Source organism: Mycobacterium mantenii, assembly GCF_001667865.1.
Lineage (GTDB): Bacteria > Actinomycetota > Actinomycetes > Mycobacteriales > Mycobacteriaceae > Mycobacterium > Mycobacterium mantenii_A.
The window spans coordinates 16,553-30,409 of sequence record NZ_LZJP01000120.1; the positions used below are offsets into that span (position 1 = coordinate 16,553).

Genomic DNA, 13,857 nt, shown 5'->3' on the forward strand with positions numbered 1-13,857 from the left:
ACGAAACGCCCTGTGCGCAAAGAAGAATACAAGACCGAGTTATGCGCGAAGACCTGCCAAGGATTGAGCAACAATGACATCTCCTATCGCATTTACAGTTTCGCCGACAAGTGAGACGGCGAGTCATGGCGGCGAAGGGCGCGGTGACGCACTGCCCGTACCCGGGACTTCCATTTCGGACCTGCTGTGCGAACGTGCCAGCCTGCAGCCCGGCGATACGGCGTTCACCTTCATGGATTACGAGCAGGACTGGGACGGGGTTGCCCAGAGCCTGACGTGGTCGCAGCTCTATCGGCGGACGGTGAACGTTGCACGGACCCTTCGAGATTACGGATCGACCGGTGACCGCGTCGTGATCATGGCACCGCAGGGGCTCGACTACATCGTGGCGTTTCTCGGCGCACTGCAGGCGGGACAGATCGCCGTTCCGCTTTCGGTTCCGCTGGGCGGTGTCAGCGATGAGCGTGTCAGTTCGGTGCTGCGCGACGCATTGCCGACGGTCATTCTCACCACATCGACTGCCGCAGTTACCGTTGCCGAGTACGTCAAGTCGCAACCCGGCGGGCCCGTTCCGTCCGTCGTGGAGGTCGACCTGCTCGACCTTGACGCCCGGACGGGATCTGGCCTCGGGAGTGAGGCTGACTCAACGGGTGTGGCGTATCTGCAGTACACGTCAGGGTCGACCCGCCAACCGGCCGGGGTCATGGTCACGCATCGGAACTTGCTGGCCAATTTCGAGCAGATCATGTCCGACTTGTTCGTGGAGTACGGAAGCGTTCCCCCGCCGGACGCGACCATCGTGTCCTGGCTGCCGTTTTATCACGACATGGGCTTGGTCCTGGGGGTGTGCGCACCCATCCTCGGCGGAATTCGCACCGTGCTGACCAGTCCGGTGGCGTTCCTGCAGCGGCCGGCCCGGTGGATGCAATTGGTGGCCAAGGAAAGTCACGCGTTCACGGCCGCGCCGAATTTCGCCTTCGAATTGGCGGCTCGCAAGGTATCGGCCGAGGACATGGCCGGGCTGGACCTGGGGAACGTGCTGACCGTCCTCAGCGGTAGCGAACGGGTGCACCCTGCGACGCTGCGGCGTTTCACCGAGAAGTTCGCCCAATTCAATCTGCCCGACAAGGCGGTTCGGCCGGCCTATGGGCTGGCAGAGGCGACGGTATATGCGCTGACCCGAACGCCGGCGCAGCCACCTGAGATCGTGCACTTCGACTCCGAGAAGCTGGTCACCGGCACCGCGGAGCGCTGCGAAAGCCCAGCCGGCACACCGCTGATCAGCTATGGAGTGCCACGGTCACCGATGATCCGCATCGTCGATCCCGACACCAAGGTCGAGTGCCCGCAGGGAACGGTCGGTGAGATCTGGGTGCACGGCGGCAACGTCGCCATGGGCTACTGGCAAAAGCCGCAGGAGACTCAACGCACCTTCGGCGACCGACTGGTCGCTCCGTCGGCCGGCACGCCCGAAGGGCCCTGGCTGCGAACCGGCGACTCGGGCTTCTTGTCCGACGGCGAGTTGTTCATCATCGGCCGCATCAAAGATTTGTTGATCGTCTACGGGCGTAACCACTCACCCGACGACATCGAAGCGACGGTTCAGGAGATCACCCGGGGTCGCTGCGCGGCGATAGCGGTTCCGCAAGGCAACATGGAAAAGTTGGTGGTCATCATCGAGGTCAGAAACCACGGTGCGTCGGACGAAGAGGCGGCGGACAAGCTCGGCGTCGTCAAGCGCGAAGTCACCTCGGCGATCTCCAACTCGCACGGCATCGGGGTCGCGGATCTGGTTCTGGTGACGCCCGGTTCGATACCGATCACCACGAGTGGCAAGGTTCGGCGAGCGGCATGCGTCGAGCATTACCGGCAAGGTCAATTCGCCCGCCTGAACGTTTAGGTGTTGCCGCGCCGGAGGTTTCGCGGTGGTGTTGGCGGCCCCGGCCGGGATCAGTAGAGGGGTTGATCTCGGTCGGCCGCCCCCGCGGGCTCTCGTCGACGCCATCCGCGCAAACTCCTTGTCTACGGCCAAGATTCGTTCGTTGCGCTCCGGCGACGCACGACCTGCGTCTGCGGGGGTCGACGCGCCTCGGTCGAGGCTCGTCGGCCGTATGTCGGTCCAGTCCTGTTCGATGTGGTCCAGGCACGCAGTGCGGCCCGGGTACGCCGTAAACCGCTCGCCAGCCGGTCCGTCGGCGAAGGCCTGCTACAGAATGATGTGCTGCTTTTCGTCGTTGACCAACACGAAAAAGTCGAAGTTGTCGACGTCGAACGGGCTGATGCTCACCGCTTCTGCAGTTCGTCTAGTCGAGACGAGCAGGCGGGATGGCAAGCCCTTAGGGTTCGGCAGGATTTTGAAAAAGTCGGGAAGTTCTCGGTGCGATCTTCCTGAGCTGCAGAAACAGCCTCGATTCCGCTGTTTACGTCCGCTTTACGCCAGCGAAATTTGAAGGTTCCATCACTCTGTTTCGTCCATCGTCGTCTTCGTTGCGCCCCAGTACTTTCCAACGGGGCGCCAGCAGAACTGATTGCTGCCCTGGCGGTGCCAGAGGTAAGTGTCGATATCGCCCAGGCTGGCGTGCATCACAAACTTCCACGCCGAAAAGTCTCGTGGGGTGGATTTTTTATGCATTATTCCTCCCTTTTTTACAAGTGGAACCGACAAAACCCGAGTCGGTCGATTCCGGTCGCGCACCGATGGAGCGCGACGGCTTCGGCGTAGACACACCCGGGAGGACCAGCGGCGATAGCCGCATCAGCGGGGCAGCAGAGCGAGAGTGGTGCGCCGGTGGATTTAATGGACGCAGTCGACCGTGATTTTGTTTCGGTCGCGTTCTGCTTGACGCCGCAAAGGTCTACGAATGCCGCTGGCGATGGGGTCAAGCTGCAGATTGTCATCTGGCGGCCGCCCGGCCACATGCTCGACTGCGTGTCATGCCGGGAGCTTATGGTCGCGTTCGCTGCGATAGGGGCAGGTAGGAGCCAATTAGAGTAGTGCATACGCCCAGCTAGAGTGGTGGTTACAAAACATTCCGACCCGGGGACAATCAGCCCGGCGAATCGGTCCCGCGAATGAGTGCGGCCAGAAGTGCAGACATAATCAACGCGCAACACCACCGCCGCGCGGAATTTCGCAAAGGACGCATGAATTACCGCGCGTTTTCGGTGTTGTTAATGGCGTCGCTGCGCTGCTGCGGTCCTGTGGGTGATGCACAACCCGGCGTTTGCGGCCGACTCGGGCGCGCGCCGTCGAGGGCCTGAAAACGTAGGCGCGCAGGCGTGTTCCCTCAGGTGCTCGCACGGTACGTTGGCGATCATGACATCGCTGCAGGACAAAGTCGTTTTCATTACCGGTGGTGCCCGGGGGATCGGGGCAGAGACCGCTCGCCGGCTGTGCGCCAAGGGCGCCAAGCTGGTGCTGACCGATCTCAACGAACCCGACCTCAAGGCCCTGGCCGCCGAACTTGGCGAAGAGCGGGTGCTCACGGCCGTCGCCGATGTGCGCGATCTGTCCGCGATGGAGGCCGCCGCCGCCCGCGCCGTCGAGCGATTCGGCGGCATCGATGTGGTGCTGGCCAACGCCGGTATCGCCAGTTACGGGTCGGTGCTCCAAGTCGACCCCGACGCGTTCAGGCGGGTGCTCGACATCAACGTGCTCGGCGTCTTTCACACCGTGCGGGCCACATTGCCCGCGCTGATCGAGCGCCGCGGCTACGTGCTGATCGTGTCGTCGCTGGCCGCCTACGCCGCCTGCCCCGGGCTGGCGCCGTACAACGCCTCCAAGGCCGGCATCGAGCTGCTGGCCAATGCGTTGCGGCTGGAGGTGGCGCATCGGGGCGTCACGGTCGGCTCGGCGCACATGTCCTGGATCAACACCGCCCTGGTTCGTGACACTCAGTCCGACCTGCCGGCATTCAACCAGCTGTTGGCCAGCCTGCCGTGGCCACTGAGTAAGACCACGACCGTCGACAGGTGCGCGGCCGCTTTCGTCAAGGGCATCGAGGGCCGTCGCACCCGCGTTTACTGCCCGCGCTGGGTGGCGCTGTTCCGTTGGGTCAAGCCGGTATTGGGCAGCCGGGTAGGCGAGATGCCGCTGCACAAATCCACCGCCGAGCTGTTGCCGCAACTGGACGCCCAAGTCGCCGCGCTGGGCCGCTCCACCAGTGCCTACAACCGCGACCTCGGCACGTCCTAGTCCGTCTGGGCCGCGCGCTCCGATCCGACGGTCGCCACCCGGCTGCGCACCAGGAACCACCCGCCGCTCAGCACCGGGACGATGACTGCGACCGCTGCGATGGTCCAGGAGCCGGTCTTCTTGTCGAGGGCCATCATGACCAGGACGGCGGCCAGGAACGCCAGGGTGAGATAGCCCGAATACGGTGCCCACGGCATGCGAAACCGCGGCCGTTGCATCAGCCCGGCCTTGGCCCGCCGGTAGACGCGCAGCTGGCACAGCACGATGGTCGCCCAGCAGGCGATGATGCCCGGCGCGACGAGGTTGAGCACGATCTCGAAGGCTTCGCCGGGATTGACGGCATTCAAAGCGATGCCGAGCAGGCAGATGGCGGCCGCCATGGCGATACCGACGTAGGGCACTCCGGTACTGGACATCCGGGTCGCGAACCTGGGTCCGCTGCCACTGGACGCCATCGAGTGCATGATGCGGCCGGTCGAGTACAGCCCCGCATTCAGGCTCGACAGGGCGGCGGTGAGCACCACCACGTTCATCACGTCCCCGGCGCCGTGGAAGCCGATCCTGGAAAAGAATGTGACGAAAGGACTTTCGGTGGCCTTGTAGGCGGTATAGGGCAGCAGCAACGCCAGCAGCGCCACCGAGCCGACGTAGAAGATCGCTATGCGTGCGATCACCGAATTGATCGCGCGCGGCATGACCTTCTCCGGCTCGGCGGTCTCCCCGGCGGCCGTGCCCACCAATTCGATTGCGGCATAGGCGAACACCACACCCGAGGTGGTCAGCAGCACCGCTAACACGCCGGAGGGGAAGAGTCCGCGGTGGTCGGACCACAGACTCAGTCCGGTGCTCTGGCCGTCGATCTGGTAACGCCCCGCGAGGAAGACGATTCCGACGACCAGGAATGCGACGAGTGCGAAAACCTTGACCAGCGCCGCCCAGAACTCGAGCTCACCGAACCACTCCACCGAGATCAAGTTCATCGACAGCACGACGAGCAGGGCGAGCAGCGCCAAAATCCACTGGGGGATCGATGCGAAGGTTGTCCACCGCCGCAGATAGGTGGCTATCGCGGTGGTGTCGACGATCGCCGTCATCGACCAGCCCAGGAAATACATCCAGCCGATCGCATAGGCGGCCTTCTCGCCGAAGAATTCGCGCGCATACGACACGAACGAACCCGACGTTGCGCGATGCAATACCAACTCGCCCAGTGCTCGCAGGATCAGAAACACAAAGACGCCGCACACGGCGTAGACCAGAAACATTCCCGGTCCCGCGCTGACCAGGCGGCCGCCCGCGCCCAGGAACAGGCCGGAGCCGATCGCGCCGCCAATGCCGATCATCTGCACTTGCCGGGGCTTGAGCCCTTTGCGATAACCGGCGTCTTCGCCGATCACCGGATTCGGGTCGCCATCACCAGGGGCCATCAACCGTCCAATCGGTGGGTCGCGCAGCGATGCTGCCGTACTCGGTCGGCCGTCGGCAAGTTCGGGCGGGACCCACGGCGCCCGCGAGCGTCAGTTTCAGTGGTGGCGACCCGCTTCGCCCGGCTGCGCCGCGCTCGCGATCGCGACTAGTTCCGATGGTGGCGACCCGCTTCGCCCGGCTGCGCCGCGCTCGCGATCGCCACTAGCGCCCGAAGCCGGGGCGACGGCGGCGCAGATACCGCTCGAACTCGGCGGCCAGCGCGTCGCCGTCGATCTTGCCCAGGGCGTCGTTCATGTCGACCTCGGCGTCGCCGCGTTGCTCGAGCGACAGCACATACTCGGCGAGGTCCTCGTCCTCGGCGGTCATCTCGGTGACCGCCTGCTCCCATTCCTCGGCGTCCGTCGGCAGGTCGGCCAGCGGCACCTCGATGTCGAGCACGTCTTCGACCCGGCGCAGCAGGGCCACCGTCGCCTTGGGGTTCGGCGGCTGCGACACGTAATGCGGCACCGCCGCCCAGAACGTCACCGCCGGGATCCCGGCCGCCACGCAGGAGTCCTGAAACACCCCGGCGATGCCGGTCGGGCCCTCGTAGCGGCTTTCCTCCAGGCCGAAACGCTTCGCCGATTCGGGGGAGTAGGCCGCGCCCGAAACCGGGACCGGCCGGGTGTGCGGGGTGTCGGCCAGCAGCGCGCCCAGGATCACGACGGTGTCCACGTTGAGCTTGTCGGCGATGGCCACCAGCTCCGAGCAGAACGTGCGCCAGCGCATGTTGGGTTCCACCCCGTGCATCAGCACGACATCGCGGTCGCTGCCTGGCGGCCGGCAGTGCGAGATCCGCATCGCCGGCCACACCAACTCCCGGGTCACCCCGTCCACCTGCCGGATCACCGGGCGATTCACCTGGTAGTCGTAATACGCCTCGTCGTCGATCTCCAAGATCGGATCCGCTTCCCAGATGGCCTCGAGGTGTTCGAGGGCATCGCTGGCCGCGTCACCGGCGTCGTTCCAGCCCTCGAACGCAGCCACGACGACGGTGTTGTGCAGTTCGGGCAATGCGGCTTTGCCGAAGGGGGGGCCGTCAGGCGGGGTCACAGAATCAGGGTACGGCCTTTGACGCAGATCTTTGGGGCAGCCTGGCAGGGCGCTGTCAACCACCGGGCCTATTCCATACGGCCACTATCCTTGGGGGCGTGACCGCTGCGAGCGAACACGCGGGTGGTGGTCGGCGCCGACACGGTCGGGGCGAAATACGTTCGGCTGCAAACTGGTTAACATAGGTAACTATGACATCGCCGACAAGGTCCGCACGCTGGCGCTCATGGGCACGGCGCACGCCAAGCGGATCGGGTCGAGCTGGGCGTCCAGGCGTCGGGTGACGACGTAGACTTCTCTGGTCGAGAGGCGTTGCAACGGTTATTTGGGGGGGGCCGGTCCCCTTCGGGTATCCGCCACGCTCGGCAGAGTCAAGGACGCCTTCCGTAACGGAAGGAACGCACGTGAACGCCACCGTGAACACCTCGGCGCCGAACACCTTGGAGCCGAACATCCGCCCTGACTGCACCGACGAACTGACGGCAGCTCTGCGCCAGCGGATCATGGTGATCGACGGCGCGATGGGCACGGCGATCCAGCGCGACCGGCCGGACGAGGCGGGCTACCGCGGCGATCGGTTCACGGAGTGGCCGACCGCTCTGCAGGGCAACAATGACCTGCTCAACCTGACTCAGCCGCAGATCATCGAGGGGATCCACCAGGAGTACCTCGAGGCGGGCGCCGACATCCTGGAGACCAACACGTTCAACGCGAACGCGATATCGCTCTCCGACTACGACATGGCGGACCTGGCCTACGAGCTGAACTACGCCGGCGCCGCCCTGGCACGCAAGGCCGCCGACGAGTACAGCACCCCGGACAAACCGCGCTACGTGGCCGGCGCAATCGGGCCGACGACGCGGACCGCGTCGATCTCGCCGGACGTCAACGACCCAGGGGCCCGCAACGTCTCCTACGACCAGCTGGTCGCCGCCTACCTCGAGGCTGCCAATGGCCTGGTCGACGGTGGTGCCGACCTCCTCATCATCGAGACGATTTTCGACTCGCTGAACGCCAAGGCGGCGGTGTTCGCCGTCGAGACGCTGTTCGAGGACCGCGGACGCCGCTGGCCGGTGATCATCTCGGGCACCATCACCGACGCTTCCGGGCGGACGCTGTCCGGTCAGGTCACCGAGGCGTTCTGGAACTCGGTCAGGCACGCGAAGCCGATCGCGGTCGGCCTCAACTGCGCCCTGGGCGCGCCGGAGATGAGGCCCTACATCGCCGAGATGGCGCGCATCGCGGACACCTTCGTCTCCTGCTACCCCAACGCCGGCCTGCCCAACGCCTTCGGCGAATACGACGAGACGCCGGAGCGTCAGGCCGGCTACATCGCCGATTTCGCTCAGGCGGGTCTGGTCAACCTGGTCGGCGGCTGCTGCGGGACGGCGCCGCCGCACATCGCCGAGATCGCCAAGGTCGTCGAGGGCACGCCGCCGCGCGAGCTGCCGGAGATCGAGGTGGCCACCCGGCTTTCGGGCCTCGAACCGCTCAACATCACCGAGGACTCCCTGTTCGTGAACATCGGTGAGCGGACCAACATCACCGGCTCCGCCCGGTTCCGCAACCTGATCAAGGCCGAGGATTACGACACCGCGCTGTCGGTCGCGCTGCAGCAGGTCGAGGTCGGTGCGCAGGTCATCGACATCAACATGGACGAGGGCATGATCGACGGCGTCGCCGCGATGGACCGGTTCACCAAGCTGGTCGCCGCCGAGCCGGACATCAGCCGCGTCCCGGTGATGATCGACTCCTCCAAGTGGGAGGTCATCGAGGCGGGCCTGAAGAACGTGCAGGGCAAGCCGATCGTCAACTCGATCTCCATGAAGGAGGGCGAGGAGAAGTTCATCCGCGAGGCACGGCTGTGCCGCAAGTACGGCGCCGCCGTGGTCGTGATGGCCTTCGACGAGCAGGGGCAGGCCGACAACCTGGAGCGCCGCAAGGAGATCTGCGGACGCGCCTACCGGATCCTGACCGAAGAGGTCGGCTTCCCGCCCGAGGACATCATCTTCGACCCGAACTGCTTCGCGCTGGCGACCGGTATCGAGGAGCACGCAACCTACGGGATCGACTTCATCGAGGCCTGCGCCTGGATCAAGGAGAACCTGCCCGGGGTGCACCTCTCCGGCGGTATCTCGAACGTGTCGTTCTCGTTCCGGGGCAACAACCCCGTCCGCGAGGCAATCCACGCGGTGTTCCTGTACCACGCCATCAAGGCCGGCCTGGACATGGGCATCGTCAACGCCGGCGCGCTGGTGCCCTATGACTCGATCGACCCCGAGCTGCGGGACCGCATCGAGGACGTCGTCCTGAACCGTCGCGAGGACGCGGCCGAACGGCTGCTGGAGATCGCCGAACGGTTCAACAAGTCGGACAAGGCCGAGGATCCGAAGGCGGCCGAGTGGCGCAGCCTCCCGGTCCGGGAGCGGATCACGCACGCCCTGGTCAAGGGCATCGACGCCCACGTCGACGATGACACCGAGGAGTTGCGCGCCGAGATCGCCGAAGCGGGTGGTCGCCCGATCGAGGTGATCGAGGGCCCGCTGATGGATGGCATGAACGTCGTCGGTGACCTGTTCGGCTCGGGCAAGATGTTCCTGCCCCAGGTGGTGAAGTCGGCCCGGGTGATGAAGAAGGCCGTGGCGTACCTGCTGCCGTTCATCGAGGCGGAGAAAGAAGAGTCGGGCGCCACCGCCGGGAAGGACACCAACGGCACGATCGTGATGGCGACCGTGAAGGGCGACGTGCACGACATCGGCAAGAACATCGTCGGGGTCGTGTTGCAGTGCAACAACTTTGAAGTGATCGACCTCGGTGTGATGGTGCCCGCCCAGAAAATCTTGGACGCGGCTAAGGAGCACGACGCCGACATCATCGGGCTGTCCGGGCTGATCACCCCGTCGCTGGACGAGATGGCCAACTTCGCCGTCGAGATGGAACGCGAGGGGATGGACATCCCGCTGCTGATCGGTGGCGCGACCACGTCGCGCGCCCACACGGCGGTGAAGATCTCGCCGCGTCGCAGTGGTCCGGTGGTCTGGGTGAAGGACGCTTCCCGCTCGGTGCCGGTCGCCGCCGCGCTGCTGGACGACAAGCAGCGTCCGGCCCTGCTGGAGGCCACCGAGAAGGACTACGCGTCGCTGCGCGAACGGCACTCGCAGAAGAATGAGCGGCCGATGCTGACGCTGGAGAAGGCGCGCGCGAACAGGACGCCGATCGAGTGGGACGGCTACACGCCGCCGGTGCCCGCGATAGGTGTGGGGGTACGGGATTTTCATGACTACGACCTCGCCGAGTTGCGCGAGTACATCGACTGGCAGCCGTTCTTCAATGCCTGGGAGATGAAGGGCCGGTTCCCGGACATCCTCAACAACCCGGCGTCGGGCGAGGCCGCCCGCAAGCTCTACGACGACGCCCAGGAGATGCTCGACACCCTGATCAAGGAGAAGTGGCTGACCGCCAACGGGGTCATCGGCTTCTTCCCGGCGAACGCGGTTGGTGACGACGTCGAGGTCTACACCGACGACACCCGCAGCGAGGTGCTGACCACGCTGCACAACCTGCGCCAGCAGGGCGAACACCGCGACGGCATCCCGAACCGGTCGCTGGGCGACTACATCGCGCCCAAGGACACCGGCCTGGCCGACTACGTCGGCGCCTTCGCCGTCACCGCGGGGCTCGGCAGCCAGGAGAAGATCGCGGAGTTCAAGGCGGCACTCGACGACTACAGCGCGATCCTGCTGGAGTCGGTCGCCGACCGGCTGGCGGAGGCGTTCGCCGAACGGATGCACCAACGGGTCCGCAAGGAGTTCTGGGGATTTCAGCCCGACGAGCAGCTGGACAACGAGGCGCTCATCGATGAGAAGTACCGGGGAATCCGCCCTGCCCCCGGCTACCCGGCGTGCCCGGAGCACACCGAGAAGGCGACGCTCTGGAAGTTGATGGACGTCAAGGAGCGGACCGGCATCGAGCTGACCGAGTCGATGGCGATGTGGCCCGGTGCCGCCGTCAGCGGCTGGTACTTCTCGCACCCGCAGTCGCAGTACTTCGTGGTCGGCCGGATGGCCCAGGATCAGGTCGCCGACTACGCGAAGCGCAAGGGCTGGACTCTGCAGGAAGCCGAGCGTTGGCTCGCCCCGAACCTCGGCTACAACCCGGAGGACTGATCCCCGGGCGTACCCCGACCCGGAATCAGGAGCCGGTGGCCGTTCGGAACGCGGCGGTGATCATGGCGACGCGTGGGTCGGCGCGCAGCTGGTCCAGCGTTGCCGGCAGCGGCAGCCGCCAGTTCGGGTATTCGTCGATGGTGCCGGGCAGGTTCGGTTGTCGCGGCTCGGCGACGATGTCGTAGGGCGAAATCAACTTCAACCTGCTCGGGGTCGCCGCCAGGAAGCGGTGCATCGCGACGATGATGTCGTTCTCGTCCGGATCGGTCGGCAGCAGCCCTTCGGCGCGCAGCAAGGCCAGCCACTCGGTTTTTTCGTTGTCGGCCGAGGCTTGTTCGGCCGGCACATCGTCGAGCAGACCCAGCTCCGCGCGCACGCGCACGTGTTCGCCTCGTAGGAATCCGGCCGCGGTGGGCAGGTCGTGCGTGGACAGGCTGGCGGCCGCGCGCGGCGGCCACTTCGACGAGGGAAGCAACGGTTGTTCGGGCGCGGATTCGTCGCGGGTGAACCAGGACACCGCGCAGCCCAGCATTCCGTTGTCGCCCAACGCTTCCGTGACTTCCGGCTCGACCGTGCCCAGGTCCTCGCCCACCACGGTAGCCCCGGCTCGCTGCGCTTCCAGGGCGAGCACGGCAAGCATGGCGTCGGCATCGTAGTGGACGTAGGTACCCCGGTCGGCAGACTCGCCCGGCGGTATCCACCACAGTCGCCACAAACCCGCGACGTGGTCGATCCGCAAGCCGTCGGCGTGGACCAATATGGCGCGCAGCATGTCTCGCAATGCGGAGTATCCGGTGGCGGCGAGCCGGTCCGGCCGCCAGGGCGGTAGCCCCCAATCCTGGCCGCGGGGAGTGAAATTGTCCGGGGGAGCGCCGACGTGAACTCCGGTGGCCAGCATGTCGGCCAGGGCCCACGCGTCAGCGCCGTCCGAGTCGACCCCGACCGGGAGGTCGTGCAGGACGCCCAGCGCCATACCGGCCCTGCGCGCGGCGTTGCGTATCTCGCCGAGTTGTTCGGCGCAGCGTTGCTGCACCCAGGCATGAAAGGCAATCCGGGGTGCCAGTTCCCGGCGAGTCGCGGTGACGCCCGGTCCGTCGACGTCACGCAAAGATCCGGGCCATTGCGGCCAGCGGCCGCCGTGCCGCTCGGCCAGCGCGCAGTAGGTGGCCCAGTCGCGCAGCGCCCTGGACGATGCACCTTCCAGTGGGTCAGGCCGGTCCTCCGCCCGCCAAAGCGCTTCCAGCGCGGCACGTTTCGCGGCCCAAACGAGGTCATGGTCGATGCGCGCGGTGGCGGGCGAGACACGCAGTGCGTCGACGTCCGCGCGGGTCTCCGGGTCGGCTCGACGGTAAGCCTCGAGGTCCTCGATGCGCAGCGCCAACGGGTTGGCAAATCGTCGACTGGACGGGGTGTAGGGCGAAGGTTGAACCGGATGCGTGGGGCCGGGCGCGTTCAGCGGGTTGAGCAGCACCGCGCCCGCGCCGTGCGCCGCTGCGGTCCAGTCGATGAAGTCTCGCAGGTCGCCCAGATCGCCTATGCCCCATGAGCGATCGGAACGCAGCGCATACAGCTGCAGCATCCAGCCCCAGGTAACCGGTGTTTGGGGCACGCGCGGTGGGGCCGCTACCAGGGTGACTTGCTGGCCGTCCCTGGTGCGCAACCGGTACCAGCCCGGCGGCAAATCGCCGGGCAGCTCTTCGCGCAGGTCGGTCTGATTGCCGTCCTCGCCGACCAATTCGACCGCCCCGGGAAGGGTTCGCGGCCGGCCGTCCACCCGCACGGCGACCGTCGGCGCCAAGGCCCCCGCGCGCTTGCGCTCGGCCAGCCTCGCCAATTCCCGACGCCGGTCCGCGGCGCTGCGGGCATCGACTTCGAGCAATGCCAGCACCCGGACCACCACGTCCGCATCGACCTCGACCGGTTCCCGTCGTTCGTTGCGGTAAAAGGTGGCCACCCCGTGGGCCGCGGCCAGTTGGCGCAAGTCATCGGGCACCGGCTTCGGTCGCGCCATCAGGTCGTTCGCAATAGGGGTACAGCGGGGCGGATCGGTGACTTGTCATCGCAAACACGAGGAGTGCTCGAATGGCGAGTGCTCGAATGGCGAGTGCTCGGAAGGCGAGTGCTCGGATGGCGAAGAGGCGGGCGCACTTCCGGAATGTACCCATCCTGGCCCGACTTACACGGACGCTCACACCGCTCAGATGCGCAGCACCGGCGCCAGGGCGGACAGCGGGATGTGCGCCTGCACGGTGCCGCCGTCCATGAACCACTGCATGACCCCGGGCGTGAAGTTGATCGGTTCGTCGTGGGCCACCGGGTAGTCCGGCATGTACAGGATCAACTCGTCGGGAGTCACCGCCCACGCCTTGTACGCCCCGGAATAGACCTTGTCCGGGGTCCAGCGGTCGACGGTGAACGGGTAGCTGCCCGGATCGTGCGGCGGCGGCGCTTGGTTCAGCGCGGTTTCGATAAACGGTTGGGCCAGTGGGGGAATGGCGGTCAGCGGGTTCGACGTGGTCAGGTCCGCCAGCTGTACCCTCCTGCCGCTCGCCATGTCGAAGGTGAAGGTTCGATAGGCGTTGTTGGGTTTGGGCCCGTCGGCGTGATAGTCCTCGTGGAAGACCGCGCTGAGCAGGTTGCCGTGCCGGAATACCTCGAAGTTCTCCTCGCCGTAGCTGTCGGCGGCCATGCTGCCGTTGGCGGTCTTCCAGTTGTTGACCAGGGTGTGCAGGTAGTCGCGGATCGCCGGGCCGGTGGTCGGATTGTCGACCAAGTCGTCGGGCACGGCGACCTTGATGTCCCGCACGGCGTTGCGCTCCGAGGTCACCGTGGTGTGGCAGTACTGGCCGTCCCAGTCGCCGCCGAGCTCGCCGCAGAACGACGGCGCCGATGCGTGTGTGGTCGCGGTGCCGGGAATCGTTGCGGCCGCGACCAATACGAGGGCCACTGACAATCGCTTGAGCATGGGATGGCTCC

General features: G+C 66.1%; 8 protein-coding genes and 1 pseudogene. 3 read left to right on the forward strand and 6 right to left on the reverse strand.

Features of this window, described 5'->3' with window-relative positions:
- Positions 1-73 precede the first annotated feature (73 nt).
- Positions 74-1,900, forward strand: coding sequence for an AMP-binding protein (locus A5688_RS23125; RefSeq protein ID WP_082955202.1), 1,827 nt, complete (start codon positions 74-76; stop codon positions 1,898-1,900).
- 159 nt (positions 1,901-2,059) lie between these two features.
- Here A5688_RS23125 and A5688_RS27125 read toward each other — a convergent pair.
- A pseudogene (locus tag A5688_RS27125) lies at positions 2,060-2,287 on the reverse strand (MbtH family NRPS accessory protein); the annotation flags it as partial.
- A gap of 171 nt (positions 2,288-2,458) precedes the next feature.
- Positions 2,459-2,632: a hypothetical protein gene (locus A5688_RS27840; RefSeq protein ID WP_165606875.1), complete on the reverse strand. Its 174-nt coding sequence runs from the start codon at positions 2,630-2,632 to the stop codon at positions 2,459-2,461.
- Positions 2,633-3,316: 684 nt separating this feature from the next.
- Here A5688_RS27840 and A5688_RS23135 point away from each other — a divergent pair.
- Positions 3,317-4,195 carry an SDR family oxidoreductase gene (locus A5688_RS23135; protein ID WP_067828081.1) on the forward strand — a complete coding sequence of 293 codons (879 nt, stop codon included), beginning with the start codon at positions 3,317-3,319 and terminating at the stop codon, positions 4,193-4,195.
- Here A5688_RS23135 and A5688_RS23140 read toward each other — a convergent pair.
- Positions 4,192-5,622, reverse strand: a complete 1,431-nt coding sequence (locus tag A5688_RS23140) for an amino acid permease (RefSeq protein ID WP_067914339.1) — start codon at positions 5,620-5,622, stop codon at positions 4,192-4,194. The genes A5688_RS23135 and A5688_RS23140 overlap by 4 nt on opposite strands.
- Before the next feature lie 202 nt (positions 5,623-5,824).
- The gene (locus tag A5688_RS23145; RefSeq protein ID WP_207546731.1) at positions 5,825-6,715 is read right to left on the reverse strand and encodes a PAC2 family protein; all 891 of its coding nucleotides are present in this window, start codon (positions 6,713-6,715) and stop codon (positions 5,825-5,827) included.
- 404 nt (positions 6,716-7,119) lie between these two features.
- Between A5688_RS23145 and metH the strand changes: the two genes are divergently transcribed.
- Positions 7,120-10,881, forward strand: coding sequence for a methionine synthase (gene metH / locus A5688_RS23150; RefSeq protein ID WP_067914342.1), 3,762 nt, complete (start codon positions 7,120-7,122; stop codon positions 10,879-10,881).
- A 25-nt stretch (positions 10,882-10,906) separates the two neighbouring features.
- Here metH and malQ read toward each other — a convergent pair whose 3' ends face one another.
- Positions 10,907-12,892 (reverse strand): 4-alpha-glucanotransferase, encoded by a 1,986-nt coding sequence (gene malQ / locus A5688_RS23155; protein ID WP_067914345.1) that lies wholly within the window; start codon positions 12,890-12,892, stop codon positions 10,907-10,909.
- 186 nt (positions 12,893-13,078) lie between these two features.
- Complete coding sequence (locus tag A5688_RS23160; RefSeq protein WP_067828091.1) at positions 13,079-13,846, reverse strand: mannan-binding family protein; 768 nt, start codon at positions 13,844-13,846, stop codon at positions 13,079-13,081.
- Positions 13,847-13,857 lie beyond the last annotated feature (11 nt).